This is a genomic window from Streptomyces sp. NPDC050617 (genome assembly GCF_040654795.1).
In the GTDB taxonomy this organism is placed as follows: Bacteria; Actinomycetota; Actinomycetes; order Streptomycetales; family Streptomycetaceae; genus Streptomyces.
Window position 1 is genome coordinate 122,045 of record NZ_JBFAIS010000011.1, and the last position, 23,736, is coordinate 145,780.

Below are 23,736 nucleotides of genomic sequence, written 5' to 3' on the forward strand. Positions count from 1 at the left end.
TTTCACACCAGCCGGACGGGCTTCTCCGGGCGCACTCCGACCTCCGACAGCCAGCCGCGCAGCGGCCCGTCGTCGCCGTCCTCGACGAGGCTGAGGACGGGCCCGGCCAGATCGCTCCGCCGGGCGCCGCCGAACAGCAGCGCCGGCCCGTCCAGCCAGTCCAGGCCCGGCGCCGCGCCCGCGGAGTCCATGGCCGCGCAGCACACCATCGCGGTGACGTGGTCGGTCAGCAGCTCGCGGCCGGTGCGCGGCGGCTGCAGCGGGAAGGGCGGCGCGAGGCCGTCCAGCCACGGGTCGTCCGCCACCCGGTCGCCGCGCCCGGCCTCCCGCTCGGCGGCCTCCTGCTGGGCCGCCTCCTCCCGCGCGACCTCGGCGGTGAGCCAGCTCGCCAGCCCGTCTCCGACGTCCGCACCGCCATCGGCGGAAGTGAGCCGCGCGATGACGCGGGCCAGCGTCGGCGCGGCCGGCGGCCCGGCGTCGGCCGGCGCCCCCGCCCGGTCCGCACCACCGCCCGGCCCGTCCGTACCCCTCACCGGGCCGCCGTCGGCAGCCGCCGGTAGTCCGTCCGTACGGGCCGGGGTACGGGCGGGTGTGCGCGCTGCCGTACCGACGCGGGCGGACGTCTCGGTACGGGCGGGTGTACGGGCCTGGGCGGGCGTCTCCGTACGGCTTCGGGTGCGCGCTGCCGTACCGGCGTCGGCGTCCGCTGCCCCGGCATCGGCCGCGGCATCCGCGGCTGCGGCGTCCCTGACACCCGCCGCGCCCGAGGGTGACAGGCCGGCCGGCAGGCTGACGTCGTCCAGGGCGCGGTGGAGGCGGGCGGCCTCCTGACGCCATTTGCGGTCGACGACCTCCTCCGGATACTGGCTCCAGGCGACCGGGGACCAGTCCGGGCCCGGCTCCGGCGGGCCGCCGTGGAAGAGGCGGGCGGCGAGCAGCGACGTGGCCTCGTCGATGAGGCCGGGCTCCTCCAGCAGATCGCAGGCGGGGCGCTCGCCGAGCCGGGTGGTGAACCCGTCGGCGAGGCGGTCGCGGCGCGACAGCTCGGTGAGCGCGGCGACGACGCCCGCGTCCAGCCGGGACGGCCAGCGGCCCATCCGCCACGCGGGCAGCGCCACCCGGGTCAGCAGCCGGTCCCAGCCCGCGTAGGCGAGGCCGACCTGCTCCTGGGCGACGATCCGCAGGCCGTAGTCGACGCCCTGGGCGCGCTCGGAGGCGGCCGCGGCGACGCACCGCTCCATCTCGGCCGCGTGGACCCGGCACGAGCGCAGCAGCAGCCGGGCGACCCACCCCACGAAGGCGAGCGCGGGCCTGCGCACGACGGCGAGCACGGGCGCGAACACGGCGGCGGCGCCTCCCGCCGGCCCCCGGCCCTCCCCCGCGCGGCCGCTCGCGCCGACCGCGACGGCCGCGTCCAGCCCGCGCACGAAGCGGCGGGCCGCCGCTATGTCCGCGTTGGCGGCGGGGCCGGTGCCCGCGACGACGGGCGCGAGCAGCGCCCGCAGCTCGGCGACGCGCATCCACCACAGGAACGGCGAGCCGACGACCAGCACGGGAGCCGCCTCGTCCCCGGCGCCGTGCCCGTCCCGGCCGGAACGGCGGCGGCGCGGGCCGTGCGCCGGGTGCGTACGGTCCTCCAGCCAGCTGTCGCAGTCGGGCGTGAGGGCTATCGCCGAGGGGGCGGGGACGTCGAGCCGGTCCGCGAGGTCGCGGACGAGGCGGTAGAGGTCGGGGGCGGTCTCCTCCGGCACGGGCACGGTGGGACTGCACGCGGGCCGGGCCCGTACGACCACCGCGGCGACGCCCGCGGCCAGCACCAGGACGACGGCGGCGACGCCGACCACCGTCCAGCGCACCGCGTCCCAGCTGTCGCCGATCCGGCCCATGGCGCTGCCCGCGAGCAGCACGACGGCGACGGCGGCGGGGAGCAGCGCGACGGCCAGCGCGGCGCTTCGGATGCGCAGCACGGCGAGCGCCCTGCCGCGCGCCGCCTGGGCTCCTGCTTCCGGGCCTGCCACGAGACCGATCACCCCCTGCTGCCTGCACTGTCGGTGGGTGTTGCGCGGGCGTGCGCCGACGGCGACGCCCACGTGCCCACTCTGGCACCGGCCACTGACAACGCAATGCCGGTGGGCCAGTTGCCGGATGGCAGCTGGCTTGCGCCGCACCCTAGTTGGGGGTGGGCCGCGCGTCAGCAGGACGGGGGCGCGGTCACTCGATGGAATGGCTTTGGGTAAAGACTCTGTACTTCCGAGTAGGAAGCGTTTCAGAGGCGCGGAGCAGGGCGGCCGACGGCGCGGAGCACAGCGGTCAGCGGCATGGAGCACAACGCTCCGCGCCGCGTTCGACCGCCCGCGGAAGCTCCCTCAGCCGACCGCGGCAGCCGCCTCGGCCGCCCGCGCCGCGATGTCCGTACGGTGGTGCGAGCCGTCCAGGCGCAGCCGGGAAACGGCCTCGTAGGCGCGGGTACGGGCCTCGCCCAGGTCCGTGCCGGAGGCGGTGACGGACAGGACGCGCCCGCCCGCGCTCACCACCCGGCCTGAGCCGTCCCGCTGGGTGCCGGCGTGCAGCACGTACGCGTGCGGGGCGTCCTGCTCCGCGACGTCGGCCAGGCCCTCGATCACGTCGCCGGTGCGCGGGGTCCCCGGATAGTTGTGCGAGGCGACGACCACCGTGACGGCCGCGCCCTCGCTCCAGCGCAGCGCGGGGAACGCGGCCAGCTCCCCGGTGGCGGCGGCGTGCAGCAGCCCGGCCAGCGGGGTCTTGAGGCGGGCGAGGACGACCTGGGTCTCCGGGTCGCCGAAGCGGGCGTTGAACTCGATGACCCGCACGCCCCGCGAGGTGATCGCGAGCCCCGCGTAGAGCAGCCCGGAGAACGGCGTGCCGCGGCGGCGCAGTTCGTCCACGGTGGGCTGGAGGACCGTCTGGAGGACCTCGTCGACGAGCTTCGGGTCGGCCCACGGCAGCGGCGAGTACGCGCCCATGCCGCCCGTGTTGGGCCCCTCGTCGCCGTCGAGCGCGCGCTTGAAGTCCTGGGCGGGCTGCAACGGCACGACCGTCTCGCCGTCCGTGACGGCGAAGAGCGAGACCTCCGGCCCGTCGAGGAATTCCTCGATGACGACCCGCTCGCAGGCCAGCGCGTGGGCGCGGGCCGCCTCGACGTCGTCGGTGACGACGACGCCCTTGCCGGCGGCCAGGCCGTCGTCCTTGACCACGTACGGCGCGCCGAAGGCGTCGAGGGCCGCGTCGATCTCCGCCGGGCCGGCGCAGACGTACGAGCGGGCGGTGGGCACCTCCGCGGCGGCCATCACGTCCTTCGCGAACGCCTTGGAGCCCTCCAGCCGCGCGGCCTCGGCCGAGGGGCCGAAGGCCGCGACGCCGCGCTCGCGCACCGCGTCCGCGACGCCCGCCACCAGCGGCGCCTCGGGGCCCACCACCACGAGGTCGGCTCCGAGCGCGAGGGCGAGGTCCGCGACGGCCGCGCCGTCGAGGACGTCCACGGGGTGCGTCGTCGCGACTTCAGCGATCCCGGTGTTGCCCGGGGCGCAGTGCAGGGCGGTGACGTCGGGGTCGAGGGACAGAGAGCGGCACAGGGCGTGTTCGCGGGCGCCGCCGCCGATGACGAGGACCTTCACGGGGTGCAGCCTACGGGAACGCCGTTTCGGTCACCGCGCCCACTCTTTCGGGTGAGGGTGGTCCGCGGCCTATACCCGATGCCGCACCACTTCCGATGGGAAATTCCTCGATCTTGGGCTCAAGGCCAGCCGTTCGGCGGTAGGAATGGGGGGCTGCGCGTCAGTCGCCAGACGTCAAGCCGTCAATCGTCACACCGCCACACAGTCATACAGGGAGCGCACGGGTGAGCCAGCCGGAGATGCAGCCCGAGGGGCCACCACGAGAGGAGGGCGAGCAGCAGCAGGAGGAGCCGCGGCACGGCGACGATCTGCGCGGCCGGCCCTTCCCGCTCGGCGACTGGGGCGAGCCCGCGGACCGGCTGGACGAGTTGTACCGCTGGGTGGAGGACGGCGCGCTGCGCGTCATCGCCTGGTATCTCGCGGACCGGGTGAACAAGCGCCGCTGGGCGCGCGTGCTGCGGGCGGGCGCCGCCCTCGGCGCGGTGGCGGGCGCGGCCCTGCCGCTGCTGGAGCTGGCGGGCGTGCTGCACGGCGGCGCCGCCTGGGGCTTCGTGGGGCTGCTCGCGGCGGTGGCGTGCGTGGGCTGCGACCGGTTCTTCGGGCTGTCCTCGGGCTGGATGCGCCATGTGGCCACGGCGCAGGCCGTGCAACGCCGCCTCGGGGTGCTCCAGTTCGACTGGGCGTCGGAGAGCGTGCGCGAGGTGCTGGGCCCGACGGAGGGCACGGCGAGCGAGGCGGCCGAGCGCTGCCTGACGGTGCTGCGGCGCTTCTCGGAGGACGTCACCGAGCTCGTACGGTCGGAGACGGCGGACTGGATGGTGGAGTTCGGGTCGGGTACGGGCCCGCTGCTGCTGCAGTCGCTGGTGGCGTGGGGCCCCCGGACCGAGGGCGGGAGCCCCGTCACCCGCTTCCCGCTGCCGCCGGGCACCCGCCCGAACATGCCGCGCCAGCGCCCCCCGGAGCCGCCGCGCTGACGCGTCGGGGCGCCGGGCGCGGCGTGCCGCCGCGGGTCGTCTAACTGAAGACGATCATCGAACCCTGCCCCAGGCTCCGGGTCACGGCCGCGTGCAGCCCCAGCCACACATGCCGTTCGCGCGCGAAGGGGCTGTCCTCGTACGGGCCCGGGGCCGCGGGTTCCTCCAGGCCGGTCGGGCGCGCCGGGGGCGCGGGCGCGGGCGGCGGGTTGGCATGGTCGATGCCCAACACCGGTGCCACCGCCTCCAGTTCCCGCAGCAGCCCGTACGCGGAGCCCAAGGGGCCGCCGCCTTCGAGGAGTTCGTCGTTGGAGAGCGGGTGCGGGAAGTCGACGGGCACGTACGCGCCCGCGTGGTCGTAGTGCCACACCAGGTGCGACTGCTGGGCCGTGGACTCGAACATCTCCAGCAACTGCTCGTAGTCACCCCCCAGTTCGTCGACCGGGGTGACGGCGAGCCCGCAGATGTGCAGGAGGTAGGCGCGGCGCAGGAAGTGCAGCGCGTCGTAGTCGAAGCCCGCCACCGGGGCGACGTCGCCCGACAGGCCGGGCATGTAGTTGTAGACCGGTATGGGCGGCAGCCCCGCTTCGCCGAGCGCCTTGTCGTAGGCGGCGATCTCCTCCGCGAAGGGGTTGTCGGGGCTGTGGCACAGCACGTCTACGAGGGGGACCAGCCAGAGGTCACAGGCCACGTGAACTCACTCTCGTTCGCGTCGATGCGATGGTCGGGCAAGCGTAGTGCGGGCGGGCGGTCCATCACACAGTGCGTGCGGCGGCGATTACACCGGGGGACTGCCGGGACGGGGGATGGGAGGCTGCGGGGGCGGGGGGACGGGGGTCGGGCCTCCGTCCGCCTGGATGCGACGGGTCGCCAGGGGGCATCGGGCCGTCCGGAGGCATCGGACCGGCGGCGCGGCCCGTACGGACACGGCTCGGGGCTCAGCTCTCGGACACCGGCCCCGTGCCTAATCCCGTGTCCATCCGCCCCGTGCTCGTCCGCCCCGCGTCCATCCGCCCCGCGTCCCACCCCGGCACCCGCGGCGGCGAGTCGACGAGCGCGAGCGAGTGCGCGTTGTAGGCCGTGATGATCTGCCCCACCGCCCCGGAGTCCCGTCCCACCACGGCCTCGACCAGTTCGATGTGGCCGTGCCACAGCCGCCCGCGCAGCTCCGGGAGCCGCCTCAGCCGCGGCACCGTGAAGATCCAGCTCTGTATCCGCACCCGGTCCAGAAAGTCCATGATGTACGGGTTTCCGATGAGGCCCGCGAGTTCGCGCCAGAACCGCAGGTCGTACCCGATGAGGATGTCCAGGTCGCCCGTGCGCGCCGCGCGGCTCGCCTCCTCGGCCCGGCGGCGCACGGAGGCCAGCGCGTTCGGCGTGGAGGTCCGTACCGCGCACTCGGCGGAGCAGCGGAAGATCCCCTCCACTATCAGCGTGCGGGCCTCGACCATGTCGCGGAAGTCCTGGCTGGAGAACTCGTGGACCCGGAACCCGCGATGCTGCTCCACGTCGAGCAGCCCCTGCGCCGAGAGGTCCAGCAGCGCCTCGCGGACCGGGGTGGCGGAGACTCCGTACTGCTCGGCGATCTCCTTGACCGTGAAATGGCGTCCCGGCGGCAGCCGTCCCGCGAGCACTTCGTCGCGGAGCGCGTCGGCGATCTGCGCGCGCAGCGTGGTGCGCAGTACTGTGCCGCCCTTTGCTGAGTTCCCTGACATCTGCGCCTCTCGTCGTCGCGCACACGATATGCGAGGCGCGTTGCGGAGGCTGCTTCGCTGCCGCACATGACGCAGGCCGCGCACGTCGGGGGGGGAGACGGGCGCGGCCTGCGAGAGAGGGGGCGTCAGGGCTGTATCGGCGTCAGGACCGTACCGGCATCAGGGCCGTACCGACATCAGGACCGTACCGGCGTCAGACCGTGAACTCGTCCGCCACCGAGAGAGCGGCGTCGAGCAGCGCGATCCCCTCCTTCGCCTCGGACTCGGAGATGGTCAGGGGCGGGCAGACGTGGGTGCGGTTCATGTTCACGAAGGGCCACAGCCCGGACTTCTTGCAGGCGGCGGCGAAGGCGCCCATCGGCGCGTTCGCCTCGCCGGACGCGTTGTACGGCACCAGCGGCTCGCGCGTCTCCCGGTTCCGTACGAGCTCCAGCGCCCAGAACGCGCCGACGCCGCGCACCTCGCCGACCGAGGGGTGGCGCTCGGCGATCTCCCGCAGCCTCGGCTCCAGGACCCGGGCGCCGAGGTCAGCCGCCTTGCCGACGATGCCCTCCTCCGCCATCACGTTGATCGTCGCGACAGCGGCGGCGCAGGCCAGGGGGTGGCCGGAGTAGGTGAGGCCGCCGGGGTAGGGGCGGGTGTCGAAGGTGGCGGCGATCTCCGCCGAGATGGCGACGCCGCCCAGCGGCACATAACCGGAGTTGACGCCCTTGGCGAAGGTCATGAGGTCGGGGACGATGTCGAAGAGGTCGGCGGCGAACCACTCGCCCGTACGGCCGAACCCCGCCATCACCTCGTCGAGGATGAAGACGATGCCGTACCGGTCGCAGATCTCGCGGACCCCGGCGAGGTAGCCGCGCGGCGGGGTCATGATGCCGGCCGTGCCGGGGATGGTCTCCAGAATGATCGCGGCGATGGAGCCGGGCCCCTCGAAGGCGATGGTGTCCTCAAGGTGCTGGAGCGCGCGGTCGCACTCCTCCGCCTCGGTCTGCGCGTGGAAGGGCGAGCGGTAGAGGAAGGGCGCCCAGAAGTGCACGACGCCCGCCGAGGCGGTGTCGGACGGCCAGCGGCGCGGGTCGCCGGTGAGGTTGATCGCGGCGGACGTCGCGCCGTGGTACGAGCGGTAGGCGGAGAGCACCTTCGCGCGGCCCGTGTGCAGCCGGGCCATCCGCACGGCGTTCTCGACGGCCTCCGCGCCGCCGTTGGTGAAGAAGATCTTGTCGAGGTCGCCGGGGGTCCGCTCGGCGATCAGCCGCGCGGCCTCGGAGCGCGACTCCACGGCGAAGGCGGGCGCGAAGGTGGCGAGCTTCCCGGCCTGCTCCTGGATCGCGGCGACGACCTTCGGATGCTGGTACCCGATGTTGGTGAAGACGAGGCCGCTGGAGAAGTCGAGGTAGCGGTTGCCGTCGTAGTCCCAGAAGTACGAACCCTCGGCGCCCGCGACGGCCAGCGGGTCGATGAGTCCCTGCGCCGACCAGGAATGGAAGACGTGCGCGCGGTCGGCGGCCTTCACGGCGGCGCCGGCGGCGGGGTCGGGCTGCGCGGTGGCCTGCTGCTGAGGCTGCGTGCTCACAGTCGGTACCTCGGATCCATCAGGGGCGCTCGGGCCCGCCGGGGCTGAAAACGGACACCGCCAGGGTAGGGACCGGCGGAAAGGGCCGGTACCGGCAGTGTGTATGGCAGTGGTCACGGAGATGGACACACTGCCGACCGGCGGGGTGGGGTGGGAGCGGATCGCGGGGCGCGGGTCGCGGCCGTCCTCCTCGTGGGGGGGGCGGCGGGCTTACGGGTCCGGCGGGGGCGGCGGGGGCCGACGGGGGCCGGCGGGGGTCGGCGGGGGTCGGCGGGGGTCGGCGGGGGTCGGCGGGGGTCGGCGGGGGTCGGCGGGGGTCGGCTACGGCATCGTCCACGGCTCCTGCGGCAGCGGGCGCCCGGTCTCGACGAACGTCTTGAGGTTGGAGAGCACCGCGGGCCACCCCCCGGCGACGGCGTTCCGCTCGGCCTCCCCGGCCAGGTCCTGATGGGTCACGGTGAGCCGGACGATCTCGCCGTACGGCTCGATGGCGAAGGTGACGCGCGAGGGGTCGGCCTCCTGCCCGGTGCCGGGCTCGGCCCAGGTCGTCACGAGCCGCGTGGGCGACCTGCTCTCCACGACGGTGCCGACGACGTCGGCGGTGCGCGAGCCGTCCGTACGCTGGTGCTCCCACGCGGAGCCGACCTGCCAGTCCGAGACGTTGCTGTGGCCCCAGTAGGCGGCGGTCTGCCCGGGGTCGGTGAGGGCGGTCCAGAGCCTTTCCGGGGTGCTCTCGATATAGGTGACGTAGACGAATTCGAGCTTGCCGGCCATGGTTTCTTCCTCCGTTTACCTGGATGCTTCCTCGGGCGCTTACTCGGGTGTTTACTCGGGTGTTTACTTGGCCCCTTAATCGGAAGCCGCTGCGGGATTTCGGCCACTGGCGCTGCCGCGCCTTTCCCAGTGTCCGCCCGCAGCGCGCGAGCAGCCCGCCGGGAAGCACTGAGGCGCTGACGCGCTGACGCGCTGACCGTCCCGGTCGCTCCGGGGCCGAGGTCCCCGAACATCCCCGACGTCCTGCGGCGTGACCGGCTCGGCCGAACGGGCCGGGTGGTATGACATGCCGCGCACGGTCCTCGAATTCCCTCCCCGGGAGGGCTCGTGCGAGGAAAAACGCAAACAGCGGAAACAGGCCCGATCCCCTCAACGCCGCCCGTCGGCTCCGTACGACCGCAACAGGTCGGCGGCGGCGTGGCTGGGCGGCACCAAGCATGAAGCGACGACGCTCGGCGGCGTGGGTCCAGCTGCGCCCCGCCCGGCCCGCAGGAGGAGGGCGGGATCGGGCGGGGCCATGAGGCTGATCAGCCGCTACGGACGCGGGCCCCCGTTCTTGCCGCCCTGCACCTTCTTGCGGCAGTCCGGCAGCCGTTGGCCGAGGGACGCCGGTTCCACGGCGGGCCAGTCGTCGAGGGCGTAGCAGAGCTGCGCGTGCAGGAGTTCGGCGTCGGCGGGCGCGAGCCGGAGCGTGACATCACCGCCGAACTCCCCGTCGCACTGCAACCAGAGGTGAATGGCGATCCGCCCGTCCTCCTCCCGCCGCACCGGCTTGCTCGGCACCCGGCTGATACGAAGCGGCGCAGCCGCACGCGCCCCCATCAGCCGGCCACCCCGGCCTTCGCGACAGCCTTGCAGCCGCCCCGCTCCGCGACCGGCGTAAGCCGCACCCGCATCCCGCTGGGCCCGATGTCGATCCCGCTGAACGCGAACACGGGCGCGACGTACGGCAGCGGCAAGTCATCCGCCAGGCCCGTGGCCGGGCGGCCGTGCGGCCTGGTGGCCGGGGTACTGGGAGATCTCCCCTCTGTGGTGGCGGTGAACAGAGAGGTGACGCGAGCGAGTGTTCGCCGCAGGGCGGATTGGATACGGTGGGCCATGTTGACGCTCCTTGTTGGCGTTGGCCGCGCCCCGGGGTGCTGCGAACACCGCCGGGGCACCTTACTGCCCGCTGTAACGGCGTGACTACAGCGCGCAGTTGCGACGGTAGTCCCAACATGAAGCCACGCACAACATGTTGTGCGAAGCCGCACCCGTTTGGCGTATTTGGCGTACGCCGATACGACGGCTACGCCGCGCCGTCGAACTCTCCCGCCTTCGCACCGGCCAGGAACGCGCGGAGCTTCGCAGGCGTGGTCGTGACGACCACACCGGGGTCGTCGCTCTCGCGCATCAGGATGGCCCCCGCACAGGCGGCGAGTTCGAGGCAGTTGCCTTCGGGCTGATCCGAGAACGATGACTTAAGCCACTGGACGTCCACTCTTGTACACCTTCACAGTTGCTGCGCTGCCTCGCGGATGAAGTCACGGGACCGATCCCGGTCGAGAGAACGCTCCTCCAACCGGTCTATCACAGCACGGTAGTTCGCTAGGTGGGTCTCCGCGTGCTGGAACAGCGAACCGGCCGGGGTATCCATCTGCACGGTATCGAGCTGCGCGACCGGCCCGCACGCCAAGAGGGTCGAGCTCACCGCTCCAGGGAAACCACCGGCTTCAAGGGGCAGAATACGGACCTCTACTTGCTCCCGTTCGGACTGCTCCAGAAGGTGATTCAGTTGCGCCTTGAGCACTCGACTGCCACCGAACAGCAGGCGCAGCGCCATCTCATGGATGACGAACGTGCACGCCGGCGGCGACGGCGAGCGGTCGAGTACGCCACTGCGCCGGAGCCGAAAGGAAAGCTTGCGCTCGAAGTCGTCGGACGCCATTGGCGGCACCGCCTCCGCGAACACGGCGCGCACGTAGTCCTCGTGCTGAAGCAGTCCCGGCATGTGCGTGATCTGTACGGACCGCAGGGCTACCGCGTGGTGCTCCAATTCCGCGAGGTCGAGAGCGCTGGCGCTGACGAAATCTCGATACTCGTCCCACCAGTACGTCCCACGTTCACGCGCCATCTCCGCGAGCGCGTCGATGTACTCGGCGTCGGGGCACGAGTAGTTGGCGGCCCACACCCGCACCCGGTCGCTGCTGACACCGGACCGGGCCGACTCTGTATTGCTGACAGTGGTCCGGTCCGTACGGTGCATCGCGGCGGCCTCGCTGATGTTCAGCCCCACGTGCTCACGCATCTTGCGCAACTCGGCGCCCAACCTGCGCTGCCGTTCGGTCGAAGGCTTACGTACCGGCATCGGCTCCCCTTCCCCTGGAAGCACCCAGCGTAGCCAGGCCGCCACACACGCAACGACCTGGAGCACGACAACGGCCCCCGCTGCGCCGGGCGGCCGGAGGCCACCGGTTGGCTGGTCACCGAGGGTGCACATCGAAAATGCGTACGCCTTCGCTCGTGCCCCCTCCGTATCCTCATCCAAGTGATGACCAAGGCAGGCGTGATCGAACGGATCTGGCGGTATCCGATCAAGTCGACCGGGGGCGAACTTCTTCACCGGGCGGAGATGGAGGCGAGAGGGCTCGTCGGCGATCGACTCTTCGCCGTGCGCGACGCTCAGGGAAAATTCGGCTCGGGGAAGAATACGCGCCGCTTCCGCAGGATGTCGGGCCTGCTGCACCTGCGTTCCCGGTACGTGGACGACGCCGGTGAACCTGAACTGCTGGACCCGCGAGGCGCGGTGGTACCAGATGCCAGCGCCTACCTTCGTCGCTACCTGGACCGCGAGGACGTCGAGGTAGCGCGCGAAGGGGAAATCTCCCACTTCGACCAGCTGCCGGTCAGCGTGTTGACCACGGCCACCCTGGACTGGGTACGTTCGGCGGTGCCCGACGTCCCCGTCGATGAACGACGCTTCCGACCGAACCTCCTGGTACGGACGCCGCCCGGCACCCCTCCCTTCGTCGAGGACGAGTGGTTCGGGAGCAAGGCGCGGATCGGCGACGCGGCCTGCATCGAGTTCGTACGGTCGAGTGAGCGATGCGTGATGACCAACGAGGCCCAGCAGGACCTCCCCCACTCCTCGCTGGTGCTGCGGGCCATCACAAAGGCGCACGACATGCGGCTGGACGGACTCGCCACGGTCGTGTCGCCAGGACAGGTACGGGCCGGAGACCCCCTTGTTCTGCTCTAGGCCGTTCCTGATGGCGCTTGTCCGGTGGGTGGGTTGATCGAGCCGTTGCCGTGCGACTTCCCCGAAGAGGGGCGGGAAGCGTAATCAGCCTTCGGCAAAACCCAGCACCGACGCCGCAACGCAGTCGCCGTCTGGCTCCGCGACACCGGCCAAGAACCATCAGAGCGGAGTTGGGGCACGGGCACGGCTGCCGCGTGGGGCGGCATTGCGCCCGGTTGGGTGCGGTTCTCGTCTCGGACCCTGCGGGTCCAGAGCGCCAGCAGCGGCAGGGGAGGGGGCGGCCTGGGGTCGGTTCGCTGCCTGCGGCGGGGTTCGGGGCTGGGGTTAGGGAGGCTCGCTGCGCATAGCGCTGGCCGCTGCCGCGAAGTGGTTGCGGTGGTGTCGTCGAGCGCGGGTGCGGGGGTGGCGCGGGTCTGTGATTCAAGGGATCAGCGCTGGTGGAGCTGGAGTTGGTTGGCTACCTGGCACCCGGTGAAGGGTTGCGGCACCTGCGCGGCTGCCGCGTGGGGCGGCATTGCGCTCGGTCGGCTGCGGGCATCGTCTCGGACCCTGCGGGTCCAAAGCGCCAGCAGCGGCAGGGAAGGGGGGTGGCCAGGGCCAGTTCACTGCCTGCGAGTGAGTTCGCGGCTGAGGTTAGAGAGGCTCGCTACGCATAGCGCTGGCCGCTGCCGCGAAGTGGCCGTGGTGAGTTGGCGGGGTTCGGGGGCGAGAGTGGCGCGGGCCTGTGATCCAAGGAATCAGCGGCGGCGGGACTGGGGATTGGTTCGCTACGTGCTGCTTGGTGTCGCGGGCGGCTGCCGGGTGGGGCGGCATTGCGCTCGGTCGACTGCGGGTTTCGTCTCGGACCCTTCGGGTCCAAAGCGCCAGCAGCGGCAGGGAAGGGGGCGGCCTGGGGACGGTTCACTGCCTGCGAGTGGGTTCGCGGCCGGGGTTAGAGAGGCTCGCTGCGCATAGCGCTGGCCGCTGCCGCGAAGTGGCTGTGGTGGGGTCTTCGGGTGCGGGGGCGGGGTGGCGCGGGCCTGTGATCACAAGCAGGGCAGCGGATCGCGGCGCGTGGGGCGGGGCTTGGGGCCCGGGGGTAGTTTCCGCCCGCTGGGCGGGGCCTTGGGGTGGGGAAACCCTCACCTGGCGGTCAGCGTGCCCGATATGCCCGGCCTGTGAAGTTGATGGGGCAACGGGGTGGGGTTACAGCCCACTTCCGTGCCCGGTAAGGCACTTTTGTCGGGCGGTAACTCCACCCTACCCGCGAGTACCCCTGCGGAGCGCAGTGCAGCTTCATGCAGCCCGGCCTCGGGCCGGGCGACGGCCAGCGAACGGACCCCGGACCTTCCCCGCCACCCCCGCACCCCACCAACTCACCACGACCACCTCGCGGCAGCGGCCAGCGGCGGCAGAGGAGCGGCGGCCCGGGGCGGCTCGTCGGCTACTCATAGGTAGGGTTGAGTTGCCACCCGGCAAAAGCGTCATAGCGGACCCGGAACCGGGCGGTAGGCGCACTCTGTTGAACGGTGGGCCTGGCCTATCGGGCATACCGGGCACACGGGCCGCCGGAGTGGGATTTCCCCAGCCCTGGGCCGCTCTTCTACGGGCGGGAACCCTCCCCGGCCAGTACTCCCGGGTGCAGCGCCGCGCGCCACTGCCCCTGCTTGTGATCACAGGCCCGAGCCCGACCCCGCCCGCACCCGAAGCTCCCACCACAGCCACTTCGCGGCAGCGGCCAGCGCTATGCGCAGCGAGCCTCTCTAACCCCAGCCACGAAACCACCCGCAGGCAGCGAACCGGCCCTGGCCCACCCCCTCCCCTGCCGCTGCTGGCGCTCTGGACCCGCAGGGTCCGAGACGATGCCCGCACCTGACCGGGCGCAATGCCGCCCCACCCGGCAGCCGCCCGCGACAACAAGCAGCATGTAGCGAACCAACCCCCAGTCCCACCGCCGCTGATCTCTTGGATCACAGGCCCGCGCCACCCCGCACCCGCACCCGAAGACCCCACCACAGCCACCTCGCGGCAGCGGCCAGCCGCTATGCGCAGCGAGCCTCTCTAACCCCAGCTGCGAACCCACCCGCAGGCAGCGAACCGACCCCGGCCCGCCCCCTCCCCTGCCGCTGCTGACGCTCTGGACCCGAAGGGTCCGAGACGAAAGCCGCACCCAACCGAGCGCAATGCCGCCCCACCCGGCAGCCGCGCAGGTACCCCAACCCCACACGGGGCAGCACATAGCGAACCAACCCCCGCCCCACCACCGCTGATCCCTTGGACCACAGGCCCGAGCCACCCCCGCACCCGCACCCGAAGCCCCCACCACGACCACTTCGCGGCAGCGGCCAGCGCAAAGCGCAGCGAGCCAGCCCTAACCCCGGCCACGAACCCACCCGCAGGCAGTGAACCGACCCCAGGCCGCCCCCCTCCCTGCCGCTGCCAGCGCTCTGGACCGAAGGGTCCGAGACGAGAACCGCACCCAACCGAGCACAATGCCGCCCCACGCGGCAGCCGCCTGCGACACCAACCCCACACCGGCCGCCAGGTAGCCAACCAACCCCCGCCCCACCACCGCTGATCCCTTGAATCACAGGCCCGATTCGCCCCCGGCCCCCGCACCCGAAGCCCCCACCACAACCACCTCGCGGCAGCAGCCAGCCGCAAAGCGCAGCGAGCCTCCCTAACCCCAGCCACAAACCCACCCGCACCCAGCGAACCGACCCCAGCCCACCCCCTCCCCCAATGCCGCCCCACCCGGCAGCTCGCGGTCCGCTAAAAGAGGCGACCGTCCTCGTAGCGGCGGCCACCGTAGCGGCGGCCACCATCGGCGGGTGGCTGTGATCAGCGCCTTCACAGGGGTTCTACGGTCCTACGCGACCCTGACCACGTACTTGCCCTGGACGCCGCCCGTCTCCAGTGCTCGGTGTGCCGCTGCTGTCTCCTCCAGGGGGAAGACCGTGTCCACCGCGGGGCTCAGTTTGCCCTCGACCACATGGCGGGCGAGGTCGTCGAAGTGCGCCTGTGTGGGGTTGCCGCTGAAGAAGCGCACTCGGCCGTGTCCGTGGACCGTGCTGGCCGCGAGGTAGCCGAGCGACGCGGCGGGCCGTTTCAGGTCGAGGGCGATGGTGACCATGCGCCCGCCGGGATTCAGCAGGCGGCGGAAGGCCGGCAGGTCGGTCCCCGCGGTGTCCAGGACCACGTCGAAGCGGCCCAGTTCTGTCGGCCGCGCGGTCCGGTGGTCGACGGCCTTGTGCGCGCCGAGCCCGCGGACGAAGTCGAGGTTGGCCGCGCGGGCGAGGGCCGTGACCTCGGCGCCGTACGCCCGTCCGAGCTGGACGGCGGCGTTGCCGACGCCGCCTGCCGCGCCCCGGACGAGGAGCCGTTCGCCGGGGCGCAGCCCGGCTTTGTCCCGCAGCACGGTGATGGCCGTGGTGGCCACCGGCAGCGCGGCGGCGTCCACCAGGTCGAGGCCGTCGGGGAGCCGGCCGACCCGCTCGGCGGGCACGGTCACGTACTCGGCGGCGCTGCCGAACCCGGAGGTGCGGCCCAAGACTCCCCATACGCGGTCGCCGGTCGCAGGCCGCGTGACGCCGGCGCCCAGAGCGGCGACCTCGCCGGTGAAGTCCAGGCCGACGCGCTTGGGGAATTTGCGGCCGCTCAGGAGGCGGAGGCGGCCGGCACGGGCTGCCAGTTCGCCGCCGTTGACGCTGAACGCGCGCACCTTCACAAGGACCTCGCCGGGCGCCGGCTCGGGGCGTGGCACGTGGCCCGTGTAGAGCACATCGGGGCCGCCGTAGCGGTCGTAGAGCACTGCCTTCATCATGCGGTCGTTCATCGTTCCGCCTTTGCCGCCGGAGGCCGTACAGGGGACTGGCGTCGACCGTAAGCTCGTAAGTGGACGCAATCGTCCGATTGGGCCGGAAGTGAGAGACAGTGATGGCGGAATCCTCTTGGATCACAGCCCAGGACGGGGTGCGGGCGGACGCCCGACGCAACCGGGAGCGCGTCCTCGTCGCCGCCCGTGCGGTCTTCGCGGAGCACGGGATCGACGCCCCGATGGCGACCGTGGCCCGTCGGGCCGGGGTCGGCGTGGCGACGCTGTACCGGCATTTCCCGACCCGGGACGCTCTGGTGAGGGGCGCGTTCGCGCAGCAGATGGAGATCTGTGCACGGGCGCTCACCGAGGCTCTGGCCGCCCCTGACCCGTGGCAGGGCTTCCAGCATCTGGTCGAGACGGTCTGCGCTCTGCAACGGGAGGAACGCGGCTTCCCGGCCGCGTTCGTCGCGGCCTTCCCGGACAGCACGTCGGAGCACGCGCAGTCCCGGCGACGAGCCGAGCGGGAGTTCATGACCCTGGTGCGCAGGGCCCAGGCGTCGGGCGCGCTGCGGGCCGATTTTCACCCTTCCGACCTCGCCGTGGCCCTGTTGGCGCACTGCGGTCTGGTGACCGCTCTACCGGGTGACGGTGCGGCGTCCCGGCGCCTGGTGGCCTACCTGCTCCAGTCGTTCCGCGCCGGCGCGGCCGACGAACCGCTGCCTCCGCCGGCCGCCCTGACACTGCGCAGTCTCCCGATCGCGGCTGACAGCCTCCAGGGGCGGCGGTCCCCCCGAACCTGACAGGGCTCGTCGAAGGCCCCGCGCCGGCCGTAGCCCGGGCTACCGGGAGCCCGGACTATCGGTAGCCCGGTCTACCGGGAGCCCGCCGCGGGGCGTGACTTGTAGAAGGACTCCTCCAAGTAGGCGACGCCGTGCGGTTGGTAGGGCTCTTCCAGATAGGCGGCCTCGTCCTCGTCCAGTTCGACGTCCACCGCGGCGACCGCGTCGGCCAGTTGGGCCGGCTTGGTGACCCCGACGATGGGCGAGGTCACCGCCGGGTGGCGCACGACCCAGGCCAGCGCGACCTGGGCCGGGGACAGGCCCCGCTTGCCCGCGATCTCGTGGACGCGCTCGGCCACCGCCTGGTCCTCGTCGCGGTAGAGGATCTTGCCGCCCTCGTCGGTCCCGGCACGCGCCGTGGCGGTGTCCCGGGCCCGCGTCAGCCTGCCCCGCGCCAGCGGGCTCCACGGGATCACGCCGATGCCCTGGTCGGCGCAGAGCGGGAGCATCTCCCGCTCCGCTTCTCGGTGGATGAGGTTGTAGTGGTCCTGCATCGACACGAACCGGGTCCAGCCGTTCAGGTCAGCCAGGTACAGGGCCTTGGCGAACTGCCAGGCGTACATGGAAGAGGCTCCGATGTAGCGGACCTTCCCGGACCTGACCGCGTCGTGCAGCGCCTCCAGGGTTTCCTCGATCGGGGTGTCGTAGTCCCAGCGGTGGATCTGGTACAGGTCGATGTAGTCGGTCCCCAGTCGCTTCAGGGAGGCGTCGAGCTCGGCGAAGATCGCCTTGCGGGACAGCCCGGCGCCGTTCGGGCCGGGGCGCATCCGCATCCAGACCTTGGTGGAGAGAACGACCTCCTCGCGCCGGGCGAAGTCCTTGACCGCCTGGCCGACGATCTCCTCGCTGCTTCCGGCGCTGTACCCATTGGCCGTGTCGAGGAAGTTGACGCCGGCCTCAAGGGCCTGCTTGATGATGTCCCGGCCGGCGTCCGCGCCCAGCGACCAGGGCTCGCCGCCCCGGTCCGGCTCGCCGAAGCTCATGCAGCCGAGGGTGATGGCGGAGACTTCCAGTCCGGTCGTTCCGAGTCTGAGGTATCGCATGCTTCGGAACCTAGGAGTTGGAGCGCGTTCCAACGCAAGTCCGGAGGCGTGGGGCATGCGCTCCCGGCCCGCACGCCCGGCGGCAGAAGCGCGCAGAGGCGGCGGAGACGACAGAGGCGGAAGAGGCGGCAGAAGCGGCAGAGACGGCAGAACTGAAACGCCCGCCCGCCCTCGTACAAGGGCGGGCGGGCGCACAGGAATGGCCTGGCAGTGGCCTACAGGAAGGAGTTGATCTCGATCGTCTCCGTGCGGCCCGGGCCCACGCCGATGGCGGAGATCGGGGCGCCGGACATGTCCTCCAGCGCCTTGACGTACGCCTGCGCGTTCTTCGGCAGGTCGGAGAACGTCTTGGCCTTGGTGATGTCCTCGGACCAGCCCGGCAGGTTCTCGTAGACCGGCTTCGCGTGGTGGAAGTCGGTCTGGCTGTAGGGCAGTTCGTCGACGCGCTTGCCGTCGATCTCGTAGGCGACGCAGACCGGGATCTGCTCCCAGCCGGTGAGCACGTCCAGCTTCGTGAGGAAGAAGTCCGTGAGGCCGTTGACGCGCGTCGCGTAGCGGGCGATGACCGCGTCGAACCAGCCGCAGCGGCGGTCGCGGCCGGTGGTCACGCCGCGCTCGCCGCCGATGTCGCGCAGCGCCTCGCCGTCGGCGTCGAGCAGCTCGGTCGGGAAGGGGCCCGAGCCGACGCGGGTGGTGTACGCCTTGAGGATGCCGATGACCCGGTTGATCTTCGTCGGGCCGACGCCCGAGCCCGTGCAGGCGCCGCCCGCGGTCGGGTTCGAGGAGGTGACGAAGGGGTACGTGCCGTGGTCGACGTCGAGCAGCGTGCCCTGGCCGCCCTCGAAGAGGACGACCTTGCCGGCGTCGATGGCGTCGTTGAGGACGAGCGTCGTGTCGGCGACGTAGTCCTTGAGCTGCGGGGCGTAGCCGAGCAGCTCCTCGACGACCTGCTCGGCGACGATCGCGCGCCGGTTGTAGAGCTTGGCGAGGAGCTGGTTCTTGAAGTCGAGGGACGCCTCGACCTTCTGGAGCAGGATCGACTCGTCGAAGAGGTCCTGGACGCGGATGCCGACGCGGTTGATCTTGTCGGCGTAGGTCGGGCCGATGCCGCGGCCGGTGGTGCCGATCTTCCGCTTGCCGAGGAACCGTTCCGTCACCTTGTCGACGGTCGTGTGATAGGGCGTGATCAGATGGGCGTTACCGCTGATCATGAGCTTGGACGTGTCGACGCCACGCTCGTTCAGTCCGCTCAGCTCGGAGAGCAGGACCGCCGGGTCGACGACGACTCCGTTACCGATCACCGGGGTGCACCCCGGCGAGAGGATGCCGGAGGGGAGAAGGTGCAGTGCGTACTTCTGGTCGCCTACGACAACCGTGTGGCCGGCGTTGTTGCCGCCCTGGTAACGCACCACGTAGTCCACTGAGCCGCCGAGCAGGTCGGTGGCCTTCCCCTTGCCCTCGTCACCCCACTGAGCACCGAGCAGCACAAGTGCGGGCACAGGCGTACACCCCTTCCGGGCGGGGCATGTCCAACGTGCGCGATGGTTTCTGCCATCGCTAGAGCCGTCGAACCGGTGCCCCGGAATAGACGAAGCCCCTGGCGCAATAGCGCAAGGGGCTCTTGCACCGAGATGCTACCTGAGGAAGGACCGAGGTGTCGGCTCCAGAGCCCCACACGAGTGGCGCGCACCCGTTGCTCGTGGTCATCGACCCCGTCGCCCGCCGCGTGGACGGCGAATCCGTACGGATCGCGAAGGACGTGCTGTGCGCGGGCGCCACGGCCAAGATCTGCCTGCCCGAGGGGCCGGAGGAGGTCGAGCGGGCGCTGTCCCGCCGGGGCCATCGCCGCACCGTCGTGATCGGCGACGATCTCGCCCTGCTGCGCGTCGTGGGCCTGCTGCACCGGCTCCGCGAGCTGCCGGGGGCCGCCCTGGCCGTGGTCCCCGTCGGCCCCGCCGCCTCGGTCTCGCTGGTCCGCGCGCTCGGCGTGCCCACGGGCGCGGTCGCGGCGGCCCGCGCGGTGCTCGACGGCTCGGAGCGGCGGCTCGACCTCCTCGTCGACGACAGCGGGGGCGTCGTCCTCGGCGGGCTGCGCATCCCCTCCGGCGGCGGCTGGGGCGGCGCCTTCGGCCCGTACGAGGCGGAGGACGCCTCCCCCGCCGACGACGGCCACCCGGCCCACCTGCCGTACGTGCCGGAGGCCGCCCCCTCCGGCGACTCCCGCGCGGACGGGTCGGGGGACGGCCGGCCGGCGGCGGACGCCGACGGGCCCGGGGCCGCTCCCGTCCCCGACAGCCGGCGCGCCGCCCGGCATCAGTCCACCCGGCATCAGCCCTGGTGGACGCCGGCCGCCCGCACCGCCCGTACGGCCCTGACCCTGCTCGCCACCCCCGCCGCCGCCCGTCGCCGCCCCGCCCCGCCCCTCGCGCAGCGGCTGCGGGTCGAGGCCGACGGCGTGCTGCTGGCGGATCTGGACCGGCCGGTGGAGCGGGTGACGGTGTCCGCCTCGGCGGCGGACGGGCTGGCCGACGTCGTGGTGCACCGCAAGCTCGCCGACGACGGGATACGGGCCCGCGCCCGCGCCGTCACGGTCTCCGGGCCGGACTTCCGCTACCGCGCCGACGCCGTGGTCGGCGGGCCCGTGCGCACCCGCACCTGGACCGTCCTCCCGAACGCCTTTCAGCTGACGCTGCCCCGACAGCAGGACCCGCCGGGCGAGAGCGGGGGCGGGGGCGGGAGCGCGTCCGTACGCCCGTAAGCGCAGGCCGAGCGCCGGGGCCCGGCTACGCCCCAGACCCGAACTTTGCGTCCCGGAGCGCGCGCCAGCGCTCCAGCATGCCCAGCAGCTCGTCGTGCATGAACTGGAAGAACTCCACCGTCTCCGTCACCCGCTCCCCCGCCGGCGTGTCCGGTCCCAGCGACTGCGCCCCTTCGCCGAGCAGCTTGCCCCAGCGGATGATGTGCTGGTCGCGGCTGGCGAAGGTCTCGTACCAGAGCTCTTCGTGCAGGCGGTAGCGGTCGCGGCGGGAGCCCGGTTCGCGCTCGCGGCTGATCATGCCGGCGTTGGCGAGGTAGCGGACCGCACCGGAGACGGCGGCGGGGCTGATCTTCAGCTGCTCGGCGAGTTCGGCGGAGGTGAGCGCGGCCGTGTCGGAGGCGAGGAGGGCGACGAAGACGCGGGCGGCCATGCGCTGCATGCCGGCCTCGGTCAGTTCGCCGGCGAACCGTTCCACGAACCGGGAGACGGCCTCCGGGTCCCGCTGCCGGCCGGAGCCCGTTCCCTGCCCGGAGCCCGTTCCCTGCCCCGGGTCCGTCTCCTGCCCGGAGTCCGTTCCCTGACCCGAGCCCTTTTCCCGCCCCGCGTCCGCCTCCTGGCCCGAGCCCCCTCGCCGGCCCGAGTCCGCTTGCTGATCCCGTCCCACGTCGCGCTGTTCGCTCACGTCCGCATCATCTCCCCTGGCCAGGCCGTTCCCCCAAGTTTATACGCTTCCTTAACTTCACAAATTTGTGAAACTACCTTACTTTCAGAAACATGACGACGGCAATCACCGTGTCCGGCCTCCACAAGTCATTCGGCCGGACGCACGCGCTCGACGGCCTCGACCTCTCCGTCGAAAACGGCGAGGTACACGGCTTCCTCGGCCCCAACGGAGCCGGGAAATCCACCACCATCCGGGTCCTCCTCGGCCTGCTCCGCGCCGACCGGGGCGCCGCCCAGCTGCTCGGCCGTGACCCCTGGCACGACGCGGTCGAGCTGCACCGGCGCCTCGCCTACGTACCCGGCGACGTCACCCTGTGGCGCAACCTCTCCGGCGGCGAGGTCATCGACCTGTACGGGCGGCTGCGCGGCGGGCTCGACGCGGCGCGCCGCGCGGAGCTGCTGGAGCGCTTCGAGCTCGACCCCACCAAGAAGGGCCGCGCCTACTCCAAGGGCAACCGCCAGAAGGTCGCCCTCGTCGCCGCCTTCGCCTCCGACGTCGATCTGCTGATCCTGGACGAGCCCACCTCCGGCCTCGACCCGCTCATGGAGGAGGTCTTCCAGGAGTGCGTCGCCGAGGCCCGCGGGCACGGCCGGACCGTGCTCCTCTCCAGCCATGTGCTGAGCGAGGTGGAGGCGCTCTGCGACCGCGTGAGCATCATCCGCGCCGGCCGCACCGTCGAGAGCGGCTCCCTCGCCGACCTGCGCCATCTGACCCGTACGAGCGTGAGCGCGGAGCTGGCCGCGCCGCCGCGCGGGCTGTCCGGGCTGCCGGGCGTCCACGACCTGTCCGTACAGGGCACGCGGGTCCGGCTCCAGGTCGACACCGACAAGCTCGATCCGGTGCTGCGGCAGCTCACCGAGTCCGGCGTGCGGTCGCTGACCAGCACCCCGCCCACCCTCGAAGAGCTGTTCCTGCGCCACTACCAGGCCGACGACGCCGGCTCCCCGGTCGCGCCGCGGACCGGGGCGGCGGCCCGATGAACACCCTCGCCGCCGCCGGGCCCAAGGGCTCGCACCTCTCCGGCGCCGGGCCGCTCACCCGCCTCGCGCTGCGCAGCGACAAGATCATGCTGCCCGTCTGGGTCTACGCGCTGTCCGTCGCCTTCATCTCCACGGGGCTGTCCTTCAAGAAGCTGTACGGCACCGCGGCGGAACGCGCCGACTTCGCCCACTCCATGTCCGCGAACACCTCCTTGCGCGCGCTGTACGGGCCGGTGCTCGGCGACTCCCTCGGCGCGCTCACCGCCTGGCGGATGATGAGCTTCGGCGCGGCCCTGATCGGCGTCATGAGCCTGCTCATCGTGGTGCGCCACACCCGAGAGGAGGAGGAGACCGGCCGCCAGGAGCTGCTGTCCTCGGCCGGGGTCGGCCGCCGCGCGCCGCTGACCGCCGCCCTGGCCACCGCCTTCACCGCCAACGCGCTCGTCGCCGCCCTGATCGCCGTCGGCCTCCCTGCCACCGGCCAGGGCGCGTCCGGCGCGCTCGCCCTCGGCCTCGCCGTCGGCGCCACCGGCATGGTCTTCGCGGGCGTCGCCGCCGTCGCCGCGCAGCTCACGGAGAGCGCCCGGCTCGCGAAGGGGATCACGGCGGCGGTGATCGGCGCGGCCTTCACGGTGCGGGCGGCGGGCGACGCGTCCGCCGCGCAGGGGCGGTCGCCGCTGGTGTGGCTCTCGCCCCTCGGCTGGACCGAGCAGGTCCGCCCGTACGCCGGCGACCGCTGGTGGGTGCTGCTCCTGCCGCTCGCCCTGACCGCCGTGGCCGTCCTCGGCGCGTACGCGCTGACCGCCCGCCGCGACCTCGGCGCCGGGCTGCTCGCCACCCGGCCCGGCCCCGCCGCCGCGGGGAGCGCGCTCCGGGGCCCGTACGGCCTGGCCTGGCGGCTCCAGCGCGGCTCGCTCCTCGGCTGGGCGGCCGGGCTCCTCTTCGCCGGGGCCGTCTTCGGGGCGGTCGCGCACGGCGCGGCGGACATCGTCGGCGACAACCAGCGGACGCTGGACATCTTCGAGCGGCTGGGCGGCAGCCATGGGAGAGCGGGCATCTCGGACGCGTTCCTCGCCACCATCACCGGCATGCTCGGCCTGGCCGCCGCCGTCTACGCGACCGGCTCCGTGCTCCGGCTGACCGGCGAGGAGTCCGGCGGGCGCGCCGAGCCGCTGCTGGCCTGCGCCGTCGGCCGGCTGCGGTGGGCGGCCGGCCACCTGGTCATCGCCTTCGCGGGCACGGTCGCCATCCTCGCGGCGGGCGGCCTCGCCATGGGCGTCTCGTACGGGGCCTCGGCCCACGACCTCGGCGGTCAGCTCCCGCGCGTACTGGCCGCCGCCCTCGCCCAGACCCCGGCGGTCTGGGCCCTGACGGGGGTCACGGTGCTCCTCGCGGGCGCGCTCCCGCGGCTGGCCGCCGCCGCGTGGGGCGTGGTCGGCGCGGCCCTCGCCGTCGGCTGGCTCGGCCCGGTGGTCGACGCCCCGCAGTGGGTCATGGACCTCTCGCCCTTCGGCCATCTGCCCAAGCTGCCGGGGCCGGTGGGCTCCGCGGCCCCGTTCCTCTGGCTCACCGCGCTGGCGGCGGTGTGCACGGCGGCGGGGCTGTACGGGCTGCGACGGCGGGACGTCGGCTGACGCGGTCCCCCTGAACGTGCGGCGCCGGGCCTGTAGCGGAGTCCGGCGCCGCA

At 72.7% G+C, this 23,736-nt stretch carries 20 protein-coding genes; 6 read left to right on the forward strand and 14 right to left on the reverse strand.

Annotated elements, in window-relative coordinates; genetic code table 11:
* Window positions 1–2 precede the first annotated feature (2 nt).
* Together AB0I49_RS17240 and purD are read right to left on the reverse strand one after the other, a co-directional pair.
* Window positions 3–2,030, reverse strand: coding sequence for a hypothetical protein (locus tag AB0I49_RS17240; protein ID WP_363227894.1), 2,028 nt, complete (start codon window positions 2,028–2,030; stop codon window positions 3–5).
* A 336-nt stretch (window positions 2,031–2,366) separates the two neighbouring features.
* The gene (gene purD / locus AB0I49_RS17245; RefSeq protein ID WP_363227777.1) at window positions 2,367–3,635 is read right to left on the reverse strand and encodes a phosphoribosylamine--glycine ligase; all 1,269 of its coding nucleotides are present in this window, start codon (window positions 3,633–3,635) and stop codon (window positions 2,367–2,369) included.
* Window positions 3,636–3,859: 224 nt separating this feature from the next.
* Between purD and AB0I49_RS17250 the strand changes: the two genes are divergently transcribed.
* Window positions 3,860–4,609 (forward strand): SLATT domain-containing protein, encoded by a 750-nt coding sequence (locus tag AB0I49_RS17250; RefSeq protein WP_363227778.1) that lies wholly within the window; start codon window positions 3,860–3,862, stop codon window positions 4,607–4,609.
* A 40-nt stretch (window positions 4,610–4,649) separates the two neighbouring features.
* Here the strand turns inward: AB0I49_RS17250 and AB0I49_RS17255 are convergent, their stop codons facing one another.
* The 8 genes from AB0I49_RS17255 to AB0I49_RS17290 form a co-directional block, all read right to left on the reverse strand.
* Entirely contained in the window at window positions 4,650–5,300 is a 651-nt protein-coding gene (locus AB0I49_RS17255; RefSeq protein ID WP_363227779.1) for a hypothetical protein, read from the reverse strand.
* A gap of 247 nt (window positions 5,301–5,547) precedes the next feature.
* A complete protein-coding gene (locus AB0I49_RS17260) occupies window positions 5,548–6,324 on the reverse strand; it encodes a GntR family transcriptional regulator (RefSeq protein ID WP_363227780.1) in 777 nt (258 codons plus the stop codon).
* Between the two features lie 193 nt (window positions 6,325–6,517).
* A complete protein-coding gene (locus AB0I49_RS17265) occupies window positions 6,518–7,897 on the reverse strand; it encodes an aspartate aminotransferase family protein (protein WP_363227781.1) in 1,380 nt (459 codons plus the stop codon).
* 321 nt (window positions 7,898–8,218) lie between these two features.
* On the reverse strand, window positions 8,219–8,671 hold the full coding sequence (locus tag AB0I49_RS17270; RefSeq protein WP_363227782.1) for an SRPBCC family protein: 453 nt from the start codon (window positions 8,669–8,671) through the stop codon (window positions 8,219–8,221).
* 534 nt (window positions 8,672–9,205) lie between these two features.
* A complete protein-coding gene (locus tag AB0I49_RS17275; protein ID WP_363227783.1) occupies window positions 9,206–9,454 on the reverse strand; it encodes a hypothetical protein in 249 nt (82 codons plus the stop codon).
* A 38-nt stretch (window positions 9,455–9,492) separates the two neighbouring features.
* A complete protein-coding gene (locus AB0I49_RS17280) occupies window positions 9,493–9,771 on the reverse strand; it encodes a hypothetical protein (RefSeq protein WP_363227784.1) in 279 nt (92 codons plus the stop codon).
* 188 nt (window positions 9,772–9,959) lie between these two features.
* Window positions 9,960–10,151: a DUF397 domain-containing protein gene (locus AB0I49_RS17285; protein ID WP_363227785.1), complete on the reverse strand. Its 192-nt coding sequence runs from the start codon at window positions 10,149–10,151 to the stop codon at window positions 9,960–9,962.
* A 12-nt stretch (window positions 10,152–10,163) separates the two neighbouring features.
* The gene (locus tag AB0I49_RS17290; protein WP_363227786.1) at window positions 10,164–11,018 is read right to left on the reverse strand and encodes a Scr1 family TA system antitoxin-like transcriptional regulator; all 855 of its coding nucleotides are present in this window, start codon (window positions 11,016–11,018) and stop codon (window positions 10,164–10,166) included.
* A 183-nt stretch (window positions 11,019–11,201) separates the two neighbouring features.
* On the opposite strand from AB0I49_RS17290, the gene AB0I49_RS17295 reads away from it, so the two are divergent.
* A complete protein-coding gene (locus AB0I49_RS17295) occupies window positions 11,202–11,909 on the forward strand; it encodes an MOSC N-terminal beta barrel domain-containing protein (RefSeq protein ID WP_363227895.1) in 708 nt (235 codons plus the stop codon).
* Between the two features lie 2,848 nt (window positions 11,910–14,757).
* On the opposite strand, the gene AB0I49_RS17300 is transcribed toward AB0I49_RS17295, so the two are convergent.
* Window positions 14,758–15,723 (reverse strand): NAD(P)-dependent alcohol dehydrogenase, encoded by a 966-nt coding sequence (locus AB0I49_RS17300; RefSeq protein ID WP_363227787.1) that lies wholly within the window; start codon window positions 15,721–15,723, stop codon window positions 14,758–14,760.
* A 101-nt stretch (window positions 15,724–15,824) separates the two neighbouring features.
* Here AB0I49_RS17300 and AB0I49_RS17305 point away from each other — a divergent pair, with 101 nt between their 5' ends.
* Entirely contained in the window at window positions 15,825–16,505 is a 681-nt protein-coding gene (locus tag AB0I49_RS17305; protein ID WP_363227788.1) for a TetR/AcrR family transcriptional regulator, read from the forward strand.
* A gap of 71 nt (window positions 16,506–16,576) precedes the next feature.
* Here AB0I49_RS17305 and AB0I49_RS17310 read toward each other — a convergent pair whose 3' ends face one another.
* Entirely contained in the window at window positions 16,577–17,587 is a 1,011-nt protein-coding gene (locus AB0I49_RS17310; RefSeq protein WP_363227789.1) for an aldo/keto reductase, read from the reverse strand.
* 215 nt (window positions 17,588–17,802) lie between these two features.
* A complete protein-coding gene (locus AB0I49_RS17315) occupies window positions 17,803–19,086 on the reverse strand; it encodes an adenylosuccinate synthase (protein WP_363227790.1) in 1,284 nt (427 codons plus the stop codon).
* Window positions 19,087–19,286: 200 nt separating this feature from the next.
* Here AB0I49_RS17315 and AB0I49_RS17320 point away from each other — a divergent pair, with 200 nt between their 5' ends.
* Complete coding sequence (locus AB0I49_RS17320; RefSeq protein ID WP_363227896.1) at window positions 19,287–20,345, forward strand: hypothetical protein; 1,059 nt, start codon at window positions 19,287–19,289, stop codon at window positions 20,343–20,345.
* A gap of 25 nt (window positions 20,346–20,370) precedes the next feature.
* Here AB0I49_RS17320 and AB0I49_RS17325 read toward each other — a convergent pair whose 3' ends face one another.
* A complete protein-coding gene (locus tag AB0I49_RS17325) occupies window positions 20,371–20,820 on the reverse strand; it encodes a helix-turn-helix domain-containing protein (RefSeq protein WP_363227897.1) in 450 nt (149 codons plus the stop codon).
* Between the two features lie 299 nt (window positions 20,821–21,119).
* Here AB0I49_RS17325 and AB0I49_RS17330 point away from each other — a divergent pair, with 299 nt between their 5' ends.
* Both AB0I49_RS17330 and AB0I49_RS17335 read left to right on the forward strand, forming a co-directional pair.
* Complete coding sequence (locus tag AB0I49_RS17330) at window positions 21,120–22,049, forward strand: ABC transporter ATP-binding protein (protein WP_363227791.1); 930 nt, start codon at window positions 21,120–21,122, stop codon at window positions 22,047–22,049.
* Complete coding sequence (locus AB0I49_RS17335) at window positions 22,046–23,683, forward strand: ABC transporter permease (RefSeq protein ID WP_363227792.1); 1,638 nt, start codon at window positions 22,046–22,048, stop codon at window positions 23,681–23,683. Before AB0I49_RS17330 ends, AB0I49_RS17335 begins: the two co-directional genes overlap by 4 nt.
* The last annotated feature ends 53 nt before the right edge of the window (window positions 23,684–23,736 follow it).